Origin of the sequence: Brachybacterium squillarum M-6-3 (genome assembly GCF_000225825.1) — a bacterium.
Classification (GTDB): Bacteria; Actinomycetota; Actinomycetes; order Actinomycetales; family Dermabacteraceae; genus Brachybacterium; species Brachybacterium squillarum.
Genome location: NZ_AGBX01000001.1, coordinates 46,920 through 63,789, shown reverse-complemented (window position 1 = coordinate 63,789; position 16,870 = coordinate 46,920). Strand labels below are relative to the sequence as shown.

At 74.9% G+C, this 16,870-nt stretch carries 15 protein-coding genes and 1 riboswitch; of the genes, 10 read left to right on the top strand and 5 right to left on the bottom strand.

Annotated features, from left to right (window positions below):
- Positions 1-11: 11 nt before the first annotated feature.
- Positions 12-344: a putative quinol monooxygenase gene (locus OM98_RS00335; RefSeq protein WP_010532565.1), complete on the bottom strand. Its 333-nt coding sequence runs from the start codon at positions 342-344 to the stop codon at positions 12-14.
- Positions 345-369: 25 nt separating this feature from the next.
- Here OM98_RS00335 and menD point away from each other — a divergent pair, with 25 nt between their 5' ends.
- Entirely contained in the window at positions 370-2,097 is a 1,728-nt protein-coding gene (gene menD, locus OM98_RS00330) for a 2-succinyl-5-enolpyruvyl-6-hydroxy-3-cyclohexene-1-carboxylic-acid synthase (RefSeq protein WP_010532564.1), read from the top strand.
- Positions 2,098-2,101: 4 nt separating this feature from the next.
- Positions 2,102-3,619, top strand: coding sequence for a S1C family serine protease (locus OM98_RS00325; protein ID WP_010532563.1), 1,518 nt, complete (start codon positions 2,102-2,104; stop codon positions 3,617-3,619).
- 19 nt (positions 3,620-3,638) lie between these two features.
- On the opposite strand, the gene OM98_RS00320 is transcribed toward OM98_RS00325, so the two are convergent.
- Complete coding sequence (locus OM98_RS00320; protein WP_010532562.1) at positions 3,639-4,919, bottom strand: isochorismate synthase; 1,281 nt, start codon at positions 4,917-4,919, stop codon at positions 3,639-3,641.
- 155 nt (positions 4,920-5,074) lie between these two features.
- Here OM98_RS00320 and OM98_RS00315 point away from each other — a divergent pair, with 155 nt between their 5' ends.
- Positions 5,075-6,424, top strand: coding sequence for a cell division protein PerM (locus tag OM98_RS00315; protein ID WP_010532561.1), 1,350 nt, complete (start codon positions 5,075-5,077; stop codon positions 6,422-6,424).
- Here the strand turns inward: OM98_RS00315 and OM98_RS00310 are convergent, their stop codons facing one another.
- Complete coding sequence (locus OM98_RS00310; protein ID WP_010532560.1) at positions 6,425-6,832, bottom strand: hypothetical protein; 408 nt, start codon at positions 6,830-6,832, stop codon at positions 6,425-6,427.
- A 75-nt stretch (positions 6,833-6,907) separates the two neighbouring features.
- Between OM98_RS00310 and purN the strand changes: the two genes are divergently transcribed.
- From purN to ppk2, 3 genes are all read left to right on the top strand, one after another.
- Positions 6,908-7,474 (top strand): phosphoribosylglycinamide formyltransferase, encoded by a 567-nt coding sequence (gene purN / locus OM98_RS00305; RefSeq protein WP_010532559.1) that lies wholly within the window; start codon positions 6,908-6,910, stop codon positions 7,472-7,474.
- Positions 7,475-7,505: 31 nt separating this feature from the next.
- Positions 7,506-7,585: riboswitch (ZMP/ZTP riboswitch) on the top strand.
- A 58-nt stretch (positions 7,586-7,643) separates the two neighbouring features.
- A complete protein-coding gene (gene purH / locus OM98_RS00300) occupies positions 7,644-9,299 on the top strand; it encodes a bifunctional phosphoribosylaminoimidazolecarboxamide formyltransferase/IMP cyclohydrolase (RefSeq protein WP_010532558.1) in 1,656 nt (551 codons plus the stop codon).
- A 139-nt stretch (positions 9,300-9,438) separates the two neighbouring features.
- The gene (gene ppk2 / locus OM98_RS00295; RefSeq protein ID WP_010532557.1) at positions 9,439-10,344 is read left to right on the top strand and encodes a polyphosphate kinase 2; all 906 of its coding nucleotides are present in this window, start codon (positions 9,439-9,441) and stop codon (positions 10,342-10,344) included.
- A 60-nt stretch (positions 10,345-10,404) separates the two neighbouring features.
- Here the strand turns inward: ppk2 and OM98_RS00290 are convergent, their stop codons facing one another.
- A complete protein-coding gene (locus OM98_RS00290; RefSeq protein ID WP_010532556.1) occupies positions 10,405-11,931 on the bottom strand; it encodes an aspartate ammonia-lyase in 1,527 nt (508 codons plus the stop codon).
- Positions 11,932-12,004: 73 nt separating this feature from the next.
- Here OM98_RS00290 and OM98_RS00285 point away from each other — a divergent pair, with 73 nt between their 5' ends.
- Entirely contained in the window at positions 12,005-12,328 is a 324-nt protein-coding gene (locus OM98_RS00285) for a DUF3017 domain-containing protein (protein WP_010532555.1), read from the top strand.
- A gap of 34 nt (positions 12,329-12,362) precedes the next feature.
- Here OM98_RS00285 and OM98_RS00280 read toward each other — a convergent pair whose 3' ends face one another.
- On the bottom strand, positions 12,363-12,989 hold the full coding sequence (locus tag OM98_RS00280; protein ID WP_010532554.1) for a carbonic anhydrase: 627 nt from the start codon (positions 12,987-12,989) through the stop codon (positions 12,363-12,365).
- A gap of 27 nt (positions 12,990-13,016) precedes the next feature.
- Between OM98_RS00280 and OM98_RS00275 the strand changes: the two genes are divergently transcribed.
- The 3 genes from OM98_RS00275 (at position 13,017) to galK (ending at position 16,869) form a co-directional block, all read left to right on the top strand.
- The gene (locus OM98_RS00275; RefSeq protein ID WP_010532553.1) at positions 13,017-14,471 is read left to right on the top strand and encodes a threonine/serine exporter family protein; all 1,455 of its coding nucleotides are present in this window, start codon (positions 13,017-13,019) and stop codon (positions 14,469-14,471) included.
- A 9-nt stretch (positions 14,472-14,480) separates the two neighbouring features.
- Positions 14,481-15,566, top strand: coding sequence for a lactonase family protein (locus OM98_RS00270; RefSeq protein ID WP_010532552.1), 1,086 nt, complete (start codon positions 14,481-14,483; stop codon positions 15,564-15,566).
- Positions 15,567-15,657: 91 nt separating this feature from the next.
- Positions 15,658-16,869 carry a galactokinase gene (galK, locus tag OM98_RS00260; RefSeq protein WP_010532551.1) on the top strand — a complete coding sequence of 404 codons (1,212 nt, stop codon included), beginning with the start codon at positions 15,658-15,660 and terminating at the stop codon, positions 16,867-16,869.
- The last annotated feature ends 1 nt before the right edge of the window (position 16,870 follow it).

Here is a 16,870-nt window from a genome sequence, read left to right as displayed (position 1 = left end):
GGCGGGCGCGCTCAGCCCTCCTCGCCCTCCTCGGGCAGCCCGTCGACCGTGTACTCCCGGGCGATGTCGGCGGTGGCCCGGCCCCAGGCGGAGGCCGCCACCCGCTGCTGGTGGGCGCGGAAGGCCCCGGCGTCCGCGAACTCCTCGGCGACCTCCCAGACCAGGGGCTCCGCGCTCGGCTCGACCCGCAAGGACAGGCAGCCGGGCTCGGCCCGGGTGAGGGTCAGATGCTGAGGCAGGTGGCGGGTCACGGTCCGCGCCTCCTCGGCGTCGGCGCAGCGCAGCACACCGTGCAGACGCACCGTGCCGTGCCGGGACGCAGCGGGGGCGGGAGAGGGCTCCATGCCCCGAGAATGACAGACTGCCCCCATGCCCGCTGACCCGTCCAGCCTCCCCGCGCCCGCCCACATCACGGTCCCCCCGTCCCGCGGCTCGGGCGCCGTGCAGGCGGCCACGGCCCTGCTGCGGGCGCTGTCCGGACTCGGCGTCGGCGACCTCGTGCTCGCCCCCGGCTCCCGCTCCGCCCCGCTGGTCTACGCGCTCGAGGACGAACAGGTCGCGACGGGCCTGCGCGCGCACGTGCGGATCGACGAACGCTCCGCCGCCTTCACTGCCCTCGGCATCTCCCGCTGGGACCCGTCCCGACCCGCCGCCGTCGCCACCACCTCCGGCACCGCCACCGCGCACCTGCACGCCGCGGTGATGGAGGCCCACCACGCCCGGGTGCCGCTGCTCGTGCTCACCGCCGACCGTCCCGCCGAGCTGCGCGGCACCGGTGCCAACCAGACCACCGACCAGGTCGGGCTGTTCGGCGGGGCCGTCCGCCTCGCCGTCGACCTCCCCGCCCCCGGGGGCGGCGCCGCGAGCCCCGCCGAGCTGCGCACGATGGTCTCCACCGCTGCCCGCGCCGTGGCCGCCGCCCGCGGGGACCACCCCGGCCCGGTCCACCTGAACCTCGGTTTCCGCGACCCGCTCGTGCCCGCCGAGCACGGCCGGGACCAGGGGACGGGGGAGCGGATCGTGCTCACCCACCGGGTCGCGCCCCCCGCCCCCACCCCCGTCTCCCTGCCCCTGGACGCCCGCACGGTGATCGTCGCCGGGGACGGCGCCGGCCCCGCCGCCCGCGAGCTCGCCGCCGCCCATCGCCTGCCGCTGCTGGCCGAACCCTCCTCGGGCGCCCGCGACGGCGACACCCTGGTCCCCGCCGCCCCGCAGCTGCTGGCCGCCGTGATGGCCGATCCGAGCCACCCCCTGCGCCCCCGTCGCGCCGTCGTCCACGGCCACCCCACCCTGCAGCGTGCCGTCGTCTCCGGCCTGCTGGGTGCCGAGGACGTCGAGGTGATCGTCGTGGACCCGCAGCCCGACTACCCCGACGCCGCCCGCCGCGCCCGGCTGGTCGTGCCCGCCCTGACCGCCCCCGGCCCCGACGCCGCGGGGGCGGCCGCCCGCGAGGAGCACCTCGCCGCCTGGCGCGAGGCGGGCGCCGAGGCCGCCACCGCCCGGGAGGATCTGCCCTGGCAGGCCCAAGCCGCGCTCGCCGTCTGGGAGGCCGCGGGGGAGGGGGATGTGCTCGTGCTCGGCTCCTCCTCGCTGGTCCGCGACCTCGACCGCCACGCCGGCCCCACCGCGGCCCGGGTGATCGCCAACCGCGGCCTCGCCGGCATCGACGGCACCACCTCGATGGCCGGCGGCGTGGCTCTCGCCCGGGCCGCGTCGGGGGACGGTCCGCGGCGGGTGCGGCTGCTGTGCGGCGACCTCACCGCCCTGCACGACCTCACCGGGCTGCTGGTCGGCCCCGCGGAGGAGCAGCCCGCGCTGGACGTGGTCGTGGTCGACGACGACGGCGGCCGCATCTTCGCCGGACTCGAGCACGCGGCCGCCCCCGCCCCGCTGCTGCGGCGCTTCTTCACCACCCCCCACGGCGCCGACATCGCCGCGGTCGCCGCCGCGCTCGGTGCCAGCGCCGAACGCACCACCGCCGCGCGGCTGCCCGCGCTGCTGGAGGAGCCCGCCTCCGCCGCCGGGATCAGGGTGCTCCTCGTCCAGGAAGCCCCCAGCGCACTGCCCGGGAACGTGACGGAAGAACGGATTCACTGACGCCGTGAGCGAGAACCATCCCCCTCAGCAGCCGCACGACCCGCAGGGCGCGCCCACCCCGCCGACCTCCCCGGGACCGCACCCGGAGCCCGTCACCGAGCCTCTCGGCACCACGGGCGCGGACTGGTACGGGCAGGGCACGCCGGCTCCCGGCGCCGCCACGCCCTACGCCGCCGCGCCGACGCCGTACGAGGCCTCCCGTCCGGCGCCCGCCGAGGCAGCCCCCGCCGCCCCGGAGCCGGCCCCTTACGCGCCCGCCCCGCACAACGCCTGGCAGCCGGACCCCGCCCCGTGGTCCGCGGCCTCGGCCGGCCCGGCACCCGCCGAGCCCTGGGGTCCGCCGCCCGAGGACACCCACACCTCCGCCGCCGCCCCGGCCGCCGTTCCGACCCCCGCCGCGGCCACCCGGCGCCGCGGACCCGGCTGGGGCGGCACCGTCCTGCTGGTCGGCGCCGGCATGCTGCTCAGCGGGAGTGTCGCCCTGGGCGGCGCCGTCGCCGTGGACCAGATCACCGATCGCGGCACCTCCAGCGCGTCCAGCAGCACCGCCGAGGACGAGGACGAGGCCGCCACCGCCTCCACCAGCATCGACGACCCCGACTGGAGCGCCGTCGCCGCGGAGGTCTCCCCGAGCTCCGTCGCGATCGAGACCGTCAGCGGCATGAGCAGCTCCACCGGCACCGGCGTGATCATGGACGCCGCCGGGAACATCCTCACCAACAACCACGTCGTCACCGGTGCCACCGAGGTCGAGGTGACCCTCTCGGACGGCCGCAGCTTCACCGCCGAGGTGGTCGGCACCGACGACACCACCGACCTCGCCGTGGTGCGCCTCACCGACCCGCCGGAGGACCTGCAGCCCGCCACCGTCGGCGACAGCGAGGCGCTCGCCGTCGGCGAGGAGGTGATGGCCATCGGCACCCCGCTCGGCCTGGAGAACACCGTCACCACCGGCATCGTCTCCGCGCTGAACCGGCCCGTCACCACCGCCGGCGAGGAGGAGGACGGCTCCGAGGACACGTACACCTCCGCCATCCAGACCGACGCCGCGATCAACCCCGGCAACTCCGGCGGCCCGCTGGTCAACGCCGCCGGGGAGGTCGTCGGCATCAACACCGCGATCGCCGGGATCCCCGGCAGCAGCGAGACCAGCGGCAGCATCGGGCTCGGCTTCGCGATCCCTGCCTCCACGGCCTGGATGATCGGCGAGCAGCTCGCCGAGGACGGCACCGCCGACCTCGCCTACTTCGGGGTCACCACCCAGGACGGCGAGGTGTCCTCCGGCGGGGTCTCCCACGCCGGCGCCGCCGTCGTCTCCGTGGAGGGCGGCACCCCGGCCGCCGAGGCCGGGCTGCGCGAGGGTGACGTGATCGTGGCCGTGGACGACACCCCCGTCGGCTCCGCCGCCGCCCTCACCGGGGTGGTGCGCGGCCTCGAGGTCGGCAGCGAGCACGAGCTCACCGTGATGGCCGAGGACGGCGAGCGCACCGTCTCCATCACCCCCACCACCGCGTCCTCCTGAGCGACGGGCGGCAGGGCGGTCAGCCGCTCGCGCCGCGCAGCGCCCTCAGCATCGGGCGGCACTTGGCCAGCGCCTCCGCGTGCTCGGAGACCGGGTCGGAGGCCGCGACCAGTCCGCCGCCGGCCTGCAGCCGCACCTCGCGCTCGTCCAGCAGGTGCGCCATCCGCAGGGCGATCGCCCACTGGCCGTCGCCGCGGGCGTCCATCCAGCCGACGGGGGAGGCGTAGCCCCCGCGGTCCCGGGCCTCGAGCCGCGCGATCACCGCGTCCGCGGCCTCCCGCGGGGTGCCGGAGACCGCCGCCGAGGGGTGCAGCCGGGCGGCCACGTCCAGGCTCGTCACGCCCGGCAGCAGGGTCGCGGTGACGTCCGAGGCGAGGTGCTCGACGCCCGGCAGGCGCAGCACGAAGGGCTCGGGGGAGGCGTGCACCTCGGCGGCCACGGTGTCCAGGCGCCCGGTCACCGAGTCGCGGGCGAAGTCGTGCTCGGAGCGCTCCTTGGGATCGGCCAGGAAGGCGCGGCGGTCCTCGGCGTCCAGCTCCCCGTCGTCGGCGACCGAGCGGGTGCCGGCCAGCACCCGGGAGAACAGCCGCCCGTCCTCGGTCTGGGCGAGCATCTCGGGGCTGGCGCCGATCACGTCGTCCACCAGGTAGACCCAGGTGCTGGGGTAGGCGCGGGCCAGGGCCGCCAGCAGCCTGGCCCGCACCACCGGCGCGTCGCTGCGCACCGTGGTGGTCTCCGAGAGCACCACCTTCTGGGCCTCGCCCTCGCGGATCCCCGCCACGGCGCGGCGCACCAGCTCCTGGTACTCCTCGGGGGTGTGGTCCGGATCGATCTCCAGCTCCGGGGCGCGCGCGGGCGACGGCGGGGTGGAGGGGAACAGATCGCGCCAGGAGGCGGGCAGCTCCGGCTCCCTGCCGCGGCCGATCACCGTGAGGAACGCCTCGCCGTCGTCGACGCCGAGCACCGCCTCCGGGACCAGCAGCGTCGATCGCCGCGGGGAGGAATCGGCGTAGGAGAAGGAGCCGAGGGCCACCAGGCCGCTGGCGGCGGTGCGCACCTCGTCGTCCACCCGCGCCCGGGCGGCGAGCTCCCGGTAGGCCGTCGAGGCCTGCGCGAAGCGCTCCGCACCGCTCGGGCGGACCTCCCAGGCGCGGCCCAGGGCCACCAGGCCGCGGCCGTGCCGCATCCAGGCGGCGCTGACCGCCGCGGGGACGTGCGCGGCCAGCTCCACGGGCTCCTCGATGCGCACGGTGCGCACGAACAGCTCCGGGTTCTCGGGGTGCAGGGGAGCGTCTGACATCCGTGTCATTATGCGTCACCGTGATCCACCTCCGGGTCCGCTCCCCGGCGGCGCGGATCCCCGCCGCGGACCCCCGCGGGTGCGAGCATGGACCACGCCGTGCCCGGTCCGCCACGCACGGCCCGACCTTCCCCGAGCCCCGGACGGAGCAGCTGGTGAGCAACAGCGGCGAGAGCATCGCGACCCCCCTGGTGCGGGGCATCCTCGCCGCCGCCGTGTCCCTGGGCACGGCGCTGGCGATCGCCGTGGTGCCAGCCCTCACCGCCCAGGTGGCCGGCACCGAGTCCTCCGCGAGCGTGCTGGACGCGATCCTCATCGCCCTGAACCTCCTGGTCCTCGGCCACGGCGGCGGGGTGGTGCTGGACACCGGGGTGATCGCCGGCAGCGCCACCCTGCCGCCGCTCGGCCTGACCCTGCTGCTGGCCCTGGTGGCCGCGCTCGGCATGCGCCGGGTCGGCACCGCCCTGGAGCTGGTCGAGCCCGACGGCCTGCTGCGCGAACGCGCCCTGCGCGACGCCGGCGGGGCGCTCGGCGCCTACGCCGGCGTGTATGCCGCCGGGATGGGCCTGGTGGCGGCCGCCTCCCGCGGCGGCGAGGTCGCCCCGGTGGTGATCTCCGCGGTGGTCTCCGCGGCGCTGGTCTCCCTCGTCGGCGGCCTCACCGGCCTGCTGTGGTCGCTGCGCCGCGAGGGCACCTCCACGGTGCCCGGGGTGCGGGTGCTGGACCTGCTGCCGAGCCCCGCCGACGCGGTCGCCCGCAGCACCGCGATCGCCGTGCTGGGCCTGCTGGGCGCCGGGATGGCCCTGGTGCTGGTGCTGATGCTCACCCACCTGCCCGCCGAGGCCGCCCTGCACCAACAGCTCGGCCCGGGCGTCGTCGGCGGCCTCGTCCTGACCCTGCTGCAGCTGGCCCTGCTGCCGCTGTTCGCCGTGTGGGGGACCTGCGTGCTGGTGGGGGGCACGGTCTCCGTCGGCACCGCGACCGGGCTGTCGCTGGGCTCGATCACCACCGGGGTGCTGCCGGCGCTGCCGGTCCTCGCGGCCCTGCCCGCCCCGGGCGAGCTGCCCTGGTGGTCCTGGGGCCTGCCGGCGGTGCCGGTGGCCGTGGTCGCCCTCGGTGCCGTGCGCCTGGTGCGGGACACCGCCGCGCTGGGGACGCGGGAGCGGATCACCGCCTGGGTGGCCTACCCGCTCGCGGTGTCCCTGGTGATGCTGCTGATCGCGGGGCTCGCCACCGGCGGCATCGGCGAGGGGCGGCTGATGGAGCTGGGTCCGCGGCTGCCCGGCCTGGTGCTGCCGCTGCTCGGTATCACCGTGGGTTCCACCGCGACGGTGGTGGCCCTGCTGGGCACCGGCGCCGGGGCCTGGCTGCGCGAGGCCCCCGGACGCCTGCGGGAGCGGGTGGAGCGCGCCGAGGACACCGAGCGCGCCGAGCGCGGCACCGGCTCCGATACCGATCGGGACGCCTCCGCGGAGCAGACGTCCGACGGGGACGCGCCGCGCTGATCAGCCGGCCAGCCAGCCGGCCACGGACTCCTGCACCTGGGCGTCGCACTGCGCCTGCGCCCGTTCGGTGATCGCGGCGGCCCGGCACTCCTGCAGCTCGGCCATCGGTCCGTAGAACAGCAGCGAGACCACCGCGCCGGTGACGATCATCAGGGTGGCGGGCACCCCGATCACCGCCGCGAACACGGCCATCCCGCGGCGACCGCGGCGGAAGGCCTGCAGCACCACCGGCACCAGAACCCCCAGGGCGCCCAGTGCCGTCAGCCCCGAGAACAGGGAGTAGGGCAGCGGGGCCATCGACAGCAGCCAGGAGGCCAGCATCAGCACGGTCAGGGCGCCCAGCAGACGCGGGGACACCGCCGGCACGGGGCCGTGCTCGCCGGATCGGGACCGCGGGTTCTCGCTCATCGGCACCATTGTGCCCGGCCCCGCGGGCCCCGGGCGACGAGGCGGACCGCGTCCTGGCCGCGCTAGCCTGATCCGGTGACCACCCCCCTCGTCGTCCTCATCTCCGGCACCGGCTCCACCCTGCAGGCCCTGCTCGCGGCCGCCCGCGAGCCCCGCGCCCCCTTCCACGTGGCCGCGGTGATCGCCGACCGGGACGCCGCGGGGCTCGGCTTCGCCCGCGCCGAGGGCATCCCCACCGAGATCGTGCGCCTGCGCGACCACCCCGACCGGGAGACCTGGGACCGCGCCCTGGCCGCGGCCGTCGCCGCCCACGACCCGGAGCTGGTGGTGCTGGCCGGCTTCATGAAGCTGCTCGGCGCGCCCCTGCTCGAGACCTACGGCGGGCGCATCCTGAACACCCACCCCGCGCTACTGCCCTCCTTCCCCGGCGCCCACGGCGTGCGCGACGCCCTCGCCCACGGGGTGAAGATCACCGGTGCCACCGTGATCGACGTCGACGCCGGCGTGGACACGGGCCGGATCCTCGCCCAGGCGGCCGTGGCGGTCGCCGAGGACGACACCGAGGAGACCCTGCACGCCCGCATCAAGCAGGTCGAGCAGCCGCTGCTGGTCGAGGTCGTCCGCCGCCGCTGCCTCGGCTGAGCCGCACGGTCGTCGCGGTGCGCCCGCTACGATGGGGGCACACGACTGGCGCGGGTGGGTGATCACCGGGGAGTGAGCAGCGTGGGGGTATCGACCGCCTGGGTGCCCGCCGCGGGGATCCGGTGACCACCGGGTCCGTCCGCCGCCCCGAGACCCGAGGAGCCCCTCCGTGACCGACACCCGCCGCCCCCTCCGCCGTGCCCTGCTCTCCGTCTTCGACAAGACCGGGGTGGTGGAGCTGGCCCGGGCCCTCCACGACGCCGGCGCCGAGATCGTCTCCACCGGCTCCACCGCCGCCACCGTGCGCGAGGCCGGGGTGCCCGTCACCCCCGTCGAGGAGGTCACCGGCTTCCCGGAGATGCTCGACGGCCGGGTGAAGACCCTCCACCCCCGCATCCACGGCGGGATCCTCGCCGACCAGCGGCTCGAGGACCACCGCAGTCAGCTCGCGCAGCACGACATCGCCCCCTTCGACCTGGTGGTGGTGAACCTCTACCCCTTCGCCGACACCGTCGCCGCCGGCGGCAGCGCCGCCGAGATCATCGAGAAGATCGACATCGGCGGCCCCTCGATGGTGCGCGGCGCCGCCAAGAACTTCGCCTCCGTGGCCGTGGTGGTCGAGCCCGAGGGCTACGCCCAGGCCGCCCGCGCCGCCGCCGAGGGCGGCTTCACCCTCGCCGAGCGGCAGGAGCTCGCCTCCATCGCCTTCCAGGTCACCGCCGACTACGACGCGGCGATCGCCGACTGGATGCTCGCGCAGGTCGAGGACGCCGCGGAGTCCGACGCCGCCGAGGGCGCGGAGGGTCCGGGTGTCTCCGCCACCCACCTGCTGGACGTCTCCGAGGCCGAGGCCGCCGAGCTCGGCTTCGCCACCACCCTGCGCTACGGCGAGAACCCCCACCAGCGGGCCCGCCTCGCCGTCACCGACCCCGAGGCGCCGGGTCTGGCCGGCGCCGAGCTGCTGGGCGGCAAGCCCATGAGCTACAACAACTACGTCGACGCCGACGCCGCCGCCCGCGCCGCTGTCGATCACGACGCCCCCTGCGTGGTGGTGATGAAGCACAACAACCCCTGCGGCATCGCCGTCGCGACCGAGGGCGAGGACATCGCCTCCGCTCACGCCCGCGCCCACGGCACCGACCCGGTCTCCGCCTACGGCGGCGTGATCGCCGCCAACCGTCCCGTCACCCTCGCGATGGCCCAGCAGGTGAAGCCGGTCTTCACCGAGGTGATCCTGGCACCGGGCTACGAGCAGGACGCTCTCGAGCTGCTGCGCGGCAAGAAGAACCTGCGCATCCTGCAGGTGCCCGAGCGGCCCCGCGGCGGCCTCGAGGTGCGGCCCATCTGGGGCGGCACCCTGGTGCAGGACGCCGACGCGATCGACGCCGCCGGGGACGACCCGGCCGCCTGGACCCTCGCCGCGGGCGAGGCCGCCGACGCCGCCACCCTCGCCGACCTCGCCTTCGCCTGGCGGGCCGTGCGCGCCGTCAAGTCCAACGCGATCCTGCTGGCCAAGGACTCGGCGGCCGTCGGTATCGGGATGGGCCAGGTGAACCGCCTGGACTCCTGCCGCCTCGCCGTGGCCCGCGCCAACACCCTCGGCGAGCACGCCGAGGGGGAGGACGCCCCCGAGCGCGCCCGCGGCGCCGTCGCCGCCTCCGACGCCTTCTTCCCCTTCGCCGACGGGGCTCAGATCCTCATCGACGCCGGGGTCTCCGCGATCGTCCAGCCCGGCGGCTCGATCCGCGACGAGGAGGTCGTCGAGGCCTGCCGCGCCGCCGGCGTCACCCTGTACCTCACCGGCACCCGCCACTTCGCGCACTGAGCGCCGCCGGGCCCGCGACCTGCGGCCCCGGCCCCTCCACCCGTCCCGCGTCACGGTCCGCGGGACGGGTGGTTCACCTCCAGGTCATCCCGGAGGCCTACCCTGGGTGCATACCCAGCGACCGATGGAGGAGCGCCCCGTGAAGATCCCTGACAACCAGAACCTGCGCGAGTACATCGAGCACCTGCGGGACGAGGGATACACGGTCCGCGACGGGCACTCGCCCGACCCCGACCTCATCGACCCCCAGGGCAACCCCGTCTACACCTGGCAGGAGGGGTACCCCTACGAGACGCGGATGGACCGCGACGAGTACGAGCTGGAGAAGTACCGCCTGCAGGTGGAGCTGCTGAAGTTCCAGTACTGGCTCGAGGACAACGACCAGAAGGCCGTGGTGATCTTCGAGGGCCGCGACGCCGCCGGCAAGGGCGGCACCATCAAGCGCTTCACCGAGCACCTGAACCCCCGTACCGCCCGCACGGTGGCCCTGAACAAGCCCAGCGACCGCGAGCGCGGCCAGTGGTACTTCCAGCGCTACATCCAGCACCTGCCCACCGAGGGCGAGATGGTGCTGTTCGACCGTTCCTGGTACAACCGCGCCGGCGTGGAGCGGGTGATGGGCTTCGCCTCGGACTCCGAGTACGAGACCTTCATGACCCAGGTGCCGCACTTCGAGCGGATGCTGGTGGACTCCGGCATCCACCTCACGAAGTTCTGGTTCTCCGTCTCCCAGAAGGAGCAGCGCACCCGCTTCGCGATCCGCCAGCTCGACCCGGTGCGCCGCTGGAAGCTCTCCCCGATGGACCTCGAGTCCCTGGACCGCTGGGAGGCCTACACCCAGGCGAAGGAGGAGATGTTCCGCCGCACCGACAAGAAGTACGCGCCGTGGACGATCATCCGCTCCAACGACAAGAAGCGCGCGCGGCTGAACGCGATGCGGTACTTCCTCAGCCAGTTCGAGTACGAGGACAAGGACCATGAGGTCGTCGGCGTCCCCGACCCGAAGCTGGTCATGCGCGGCAAGCAGGAGGAGGCCGACGAGTGAGGCTCCTGCGTTGACCGCTCACCGCGGGGTCCGGTCGTCACGGCCGGCCCCGCGGTGCGTTCAGCGCCCTCCGTCACCTTCGGCCGGCAGCCGGGTGATCTCCCCGGACTCCATCACCGGGTCCTGCGCCGCGGCCAGGGAGGGCAGGGTGCCGGTGGCCGTGGGCCGCACCGGATGCGTCATCGAGGCGGGGGAGAGCAGCTGCTCCAGGCGCTGCTCGTCCAGCAGGCCGCTCTCCAGCACCAGCTCCCGCACCGGACGCCCGGTGGCCAGGGCCTGCTGGGCGATCTCGGTGGCCGCGGCGTAGCCGAGCACCGGCACCAGCGCCGTCACCACACCGATGGAGCGGTGCAGGTAGTCCTCCAGGGTCTGCGTGTTCACCGTGATCCCGGCGATGCAGCGCTCGGAGAGGGTCCGCATCGCGCGGGTCATGATGCGGGTGGACTCGAGGATGTTGAAGCAGATCACCGGCTCGAAGGCGTTCAGCTGCAGCTGCCCGCCCTCGGCGGCGAAGGTGACCGTGAGGTCGTTGCCGATCACCTCGAAGGCGACCTGGTTGACCACCTCCGGGATCACCGGGTTCACCTTGCCCGGCATGATCGAGCTGCCCGGCTGCACGGCCGGCAGGGTGATCTCGGCCAGTCCCGCCCGGGGGCCGGAGGAGAGCAGGCGCAGGTCGTTGCAGATCTTCGAGATCTTCACGGCGATCCGCTTGAGCACCCCGGAGAAGGTGACGAAGGCGCCGGTGTCGCTGGTGGCCTCCACCAGGTCCGCCGCCACCGAGAACTCGATCCCGCTGAGCTCGGCGAGCTCCGCCGTCGCCATCTGCGCGTAGCGCGGGTCCGAGGTGATGCCGGTGCCGATCGCGGTGGCGCCCAGGTTGATCTCGCGGAACAGCCGGGAGGTGCGGGTCAGCCGCTCCACGTCCTCCTCGATGGTGGTCGCCCAGGCGTGGAACTCCTGGCCCACCGTCATCGGCACCGCGTCCTGCATCTGGGTGCGGCCCATCTTCAGCACCTCGGAGAACTCCTCGCCCTTGGTGCGCAGGGTGGTGATGAGCTGGTCCATCGCCTCGGCGAGCGCGGGGAAGGACAGCAGGATCGCCAGTCGCACCGCCGTCGGGTACACGTCATTGGTGGACTGGCCGAGGTTCACGTGGTTGTTGGGATGCAGGTGCTCGTACTGGCCGCGCTCGTGGCCCAGGATCTCCAGCGCCCGGTTCGCGATCACCTCGTTGGCGTTCATGTTGGTGCTGGTGCCCGCGCCGCCCTGGATCATGTCGACCACGAAGTGCTCGTGCAGGGCGCCGTCGATGATCTCGGCGCAGGCCTGATCGATGGCGTCCGCGCGTTCCGCGTCGAGCACCCCGAGGCGCCGGTTGGCGCGCGCGGCGGCCCGCTTGACCTGGGCGAGGGCCTCGATGAGGCGGGGGAAGTGGGCCAGCGGCACGCCGGTGATGGAGAAGTTCTCCAGCGCCCGCAGCGTCTGGATGCCGTAGTAGGCGTCTCCGGGGACGTCGCGGTCGCCGAGCAGGTCGTGCTCGGGGCGGGGAGCGGGGTGCGCGCCGTGCTGGGTCGTCAGCGACATCGGCAGGGTCCTCCTGGGGTCCGGGTCGGCCTCGTCGCCGACCCGATCAGCCTATCCGGGGGCGGACCGTAGGATGGCCTCCGTGCCCGAGCCCACGACCCCGCCGCGGAGCCCCGCCGCGTCGCCCTTCACCCTGCGTGCCGCCTTCCGGCGGCAGGCGGTGCTGACGATCGCGCTGCCGCTGCTGGCGGTCTGCGTGGTCATCGGGATCGCGGGGCACGCCGTGCTCGCCGGACTGCTGATCGCGGCCCTGCTGCTCGTGCTCGCCGCGGTCCGGCTGCTGCTTCCCACCCGCGCGGTGGGTGCCCTGGCGGTGCGCTCGCGGGTCACGGACACCGCCGTGATGCTGGTGATGGCCCTCGCGATCGGCGTGCTCTCCGGCTCTCCGAACCTCTGAGTGCCGACGCCGACGCCGCCGCCGGTTCCCCGCCTCAGGCGCCGGTGATCCCCGGATCCTCCAGCAGGCGCACCCGCGCCTCCTCGAGCCCGTAGACGCCGCCGGCCACCAGCAGGTCCCCCGTCTCGACGGCGGCGCGGGCGAGCTCGGAGTCCCGCAGCAGCGCCGCGACGGTCGCGCCGACGTGGCGCTCGACGGCCCCCTCGGCCGGATGCTCCGGATCCAGGTGGCCGCGCACGCCCTCCACCAGGGCGGGCATCGCCCCGGGCAGGGGATCGGCGCCCGTGAGGTCCGCCACGGCGGCGCCCACGGCCCCGCAGGACTCGTGCCCCAGCACCAGCACCACGGACACCCCCAGCTGGGTGATCGCGTACTCCAGGGAGGCCTGCACGGTGCGGTCCAGGATCTGCCCGGCGTTGCGGATCACGAAGACGTCGCCGAAGCCCTGGTCCAGCAGCAGCTCGACCGGCACCCGGGAGTCCGCGCAGCCCAGCACGGCCGCCCGCGGTGCCTGCCCGGAGGTCAGCGCGGCCCGTCGGGCGGGGTCCCGACGGGGGCCGGTCGGGGCGTTCCCGGCGAGGCGGGCGTTGCCCTCCAGGAGGGCGTCCAGCACGGCACGCGGGGAGGGGGTCTCGGGGGCGTTCTGCTCGGTGGTCTGCACGGTCGCCAGTGTGGCACGATCAGGCCCGTGCCCACCGATACCGCACGCCTGCATGCCGTCTTCGACCTCGCCATGAGCGTGGGCGAAGGCCTCCTCACCAACGGCGCCGCCGCCTCCGAGGTCACCGCGACCGTGCTGCGGATCACCAGCTCCTCGGGCCTGCGCAACGTCTCGGTGCAGGTGACCTTCGACGAGGTCACCATCTCCTACCTGGCCGACGAGGAGTCCGCGCCCTTCACCCGGGTCCGCGCCGCCAACGAGCGGGTGCAGGATTTCACCCGCCTGGCCGCCTTCGAGGACATCACCCACGGCTACATCGCCGGTGAGCTGTCCCTCGAGGAGGCCCGCCGGGAGGCCGCCGCGATCCCGCAGTCCAAGCCGCCCTACCGGCTCGGCCTGGTGGTGGCCGGCTTCGCTCTGCTGGGCACCGGCGCGGCCTTCAGTCTCGGCGCCTCGCCGCTGGTGGTCATCGCCGCCACCCTCGCCGCCGGCGTCGGCATCTTCGCCGAGGCGGTGATGGTGCGCCAGCGGATCCCGAAGTTCTACAGCCAGGCCTTCGGCGGCTTCGTCGGGGTGGTGGCCGCGATGATCGTGACCTTCATCGACCCCACCCAGAACTCCTCGATCGTGGTCGTGGCCTGCATCATCGTGCTGCTGGCGGGGCTCACCTCGATCGGAGCCATGCAGGACGCCGTCACCGGCTGGTACATCACCGCCGCGGGCCGGATCCTGGAGACCCTCATGCTCACCGTCGGCATCGTCGCAGGCGTGAGGGCCGGTCTGCTGCTGGTGGAGATCGTCGGGGCGGAGGTCTCGGTGACCGCGGCGCTGCCGATCTCGCTGAGCACGGTGCTGACCCTGGTCGTCTCCGGCGCCCTGATGGGCCTCGGCTACGGCGTCGGCACCCAGGTGCCGCTCAAGCAGCTGGTCTGGACCGCCGCCATCGCGGCCCTGGCCTCGGTGACCGCGCAGCTGCTCACCGAGGTGGTGGACCGCACCTACGCCGTGGGATTCGTGGCCTTCCTGGTCGGCGCCACCGCGCTGGCCCTCGGGGACCGGCTGCGGGTGCCCTCCATGGTGCTGGTGATGTCCGGCGTCATCCCGCTGGTGCCCGGCAGCCGCATCTACCGGGGCCTGCTCGAGCTCGGCGACGACATGACCGAGGGCTCCGCAGAACTGTTCAGCGCCGGGGAGATCGCGGTCGGCATCGCCGCCGGGGCCGTGCTGGGCCAGATCGTCGCCGCCCGCATCGTCACCCGCTCCCGCCGCACCTCCATCGCCTACACCCCGATGATCTCGATGCCTTTCACCACCCTGCGGCGTCGCCGCAGCAGCCTGGGCACGAGCCGCCTGCGCACCCGCAGCGGCATCCCGGTGGTCGAGCCGTCTACCATGACCAGTGAGATGACGGCGCTGTCCCCCTCGATGTTCGAGGATCTCGACACCACCACCGGGCAGCGCGAGACCACCTCCGAGCACTAGGAGACCGCCATGCGTCCCGCCGCCGAGAGACCCTCCGTCCTGTTCGCCACGGGCAGCTACACGAGCGAGGGTCGGGGGAGGGGCGAGGGCATCGGGCTCTGGGCATTGGACGCCTCCGGGGATCGCCCCGGGATCCGCAGGCTGGCCACCGTCCGCGCCGAGGACCCTTCCGCCCTGTGCTGGAGCGAGGACGGCGCCCTGCTCTACGCGGTGCTGGAGACCTCCCCGAGCCGCCTGCTCGCCCTCGCGGTGACCGGCGCCGAGGACGCCCCGGCGCTGGAGCTGCGCGCCGAGCTCGCCCTGACCGGCTCGGGTGGCTGCCACCTGTCCCCGGGGCGCCGCCCCGGCACGCTGCTCATCGCCCACTACGGCTCCGGCAGCGTGGAGACGGTGGCCCTGGACGGGGAGGGGATGCCCACCGAGGCGATCGACCTCGACGACCACCACGAGGTCGCCGAGGGCGCCGAGCCGCATCCCCACCAGGTGCGTCCGCTGGACGGCAGCGAACTCATCGCGGTTCCGGATCTGGGCCTGGACCGGATCTTCCTCTACCGCCAGGACCACGCCGGGCAGATCGCCCTGGAGTCCCAGATCTCCCTGCCGCGCGGCAGCGGCCCCCGTCATCTCACCGCCGACCACGAGTCCTCCCAGCTCTTCGTGTCCTGCGAGCGCTCCGGCGCCGTCGCCGCCGCGGTGCGCCGCCAGGTGCCCCAGCCCGTCGGCGGGCTGCAGATGATGCGCGGCCCCGAATACGCCTGGAGCGTCAGCTCGGTGGTGCCGGCCACCCGCACCGACGTCGAGGACGCGGTCTCCCATCTCGAGCTCACCGCCGACGAGGAGGCGCTGCTGGTCGCCAACCGCGGCCCCGACACCCTCGCCCTGTTCTCCCTGGCCGGGATGCGTCCCGAGCTGGTCACCGAGGTGCCGGTGGGGGCTCATCCGCGCCACTTCACCCAGCACGGGGACCTGGTGCTGGTCGCCGCGCAGGAGGACGACCGCATCGACCTGCTGCGCCGCCGCGGCGAGGAGCTGGCGCCGGCGGCCGAGCCGATCCCGGCGCCCTCGGTGACCTTCGTGGCGATCCGCCCGGCCTGAGAGCCCCGCCCGCGCCCCGCCGCGGGCGGCTCGGTAGGCTACCGGGGTCGGCCGCCCGGCCCGAGAGCCGTCCCGCAACCGGAGGAACCCCATGACCCTCGAGCCCCCCGTGCTCTCCGCCGCCCCCGAGCGGGAGCAGGCCGCCGCCCGCGCCGAGGAGCTGTTCACCGCCTCCTTCGGCTACCGCCCCGACGGGGTCTGGTCCGCGCCGGGACGGGTCAACCTGATCGGCGAGCACGTGGACTACCAGGACGGGCTCTGCCTGCCGATGGCGATCTCCCACCGCTGCTTCGCGGCCGCCGCCCGCACCCCCACCGACCGGATCCGGCTGCGCTCGGCCCAGGATTCCGTCGAGCTCGACGTCGACGCCCGTGAGCTGAAGCCCGGCGCCGTCGAGGGCTGGCCCGCCTACGTGGCCGGGGTGCTGTGGGCGCTGCGCCCCCACATCTCCGGGGCCGCCCCGCAGGGGATGGACGTGCTGATCGACGGGCAGGTGCCCCTCGGGGCGGGTCTGTCCAGCTCCGCCGCCCTGGAGTGCGCGGCCGCCGAGGCCATCGAGTCGCTGCTGAGCCTCGGCACCTCCCCGCTGCAGCGAGTCCGGGCCGCGATCACCGCGGAGACCGCGTTCGCGGGCGCCTCCACCGGTGGGCTCGACCAGGCCGCCTCCGTGCTCTCCGAGGCCGGGCACGCCCTGGCCCTGGACTGCCGCGACTTCTCCACCCGGCCGGTGCCGTGGGACCTCGCCGGGCAGGGCCTGGCGCTGCTGATCACCGACACCCGCGCCGAGCACTCCCACGTGGACGGCGAGTACGCCGCCCGCCGTGCCGACACCGAGCGGGCCGCCGAGGCCCTGGGCGTCGCCACCCTGCGCGAGATCGACCCGGCGGGCCTCGAGCAGTCCCTCGCCGCGATCGAGGATCCGACCGTGCGGCGCCGCGCCCACCACGTCGTCACCGAGATCCAGCGGGTCAGGGACACCGAGGCGCTGCTCGCCACCGGCACCGTGCGCGAGCACGTCGCGGAGCTCGGCGCCCTGCTGGACGCCTCCCACGACTCCCTCCGCGACGACTTCGAGGTCACCGTGCCCGCGCTGGACCTCGCGGTGGACACGGCCCGCGCCGCGGGCGCCCACGGGGCCCGCATGACCGGTGGAGGCTTCGGCGGGTCCACCATCGCCCTGGTCGAGGCCGACCGCGCCGAGGCGGTCGCCGCCGCCATCGCGGAGGCCTTCGCCGCGGCGGGCCGGGAGGCCCCCGCGAGCTTCCTCGCGCTGCCCTCGGCGGGGGCCGGCCAGGACCGCTGAG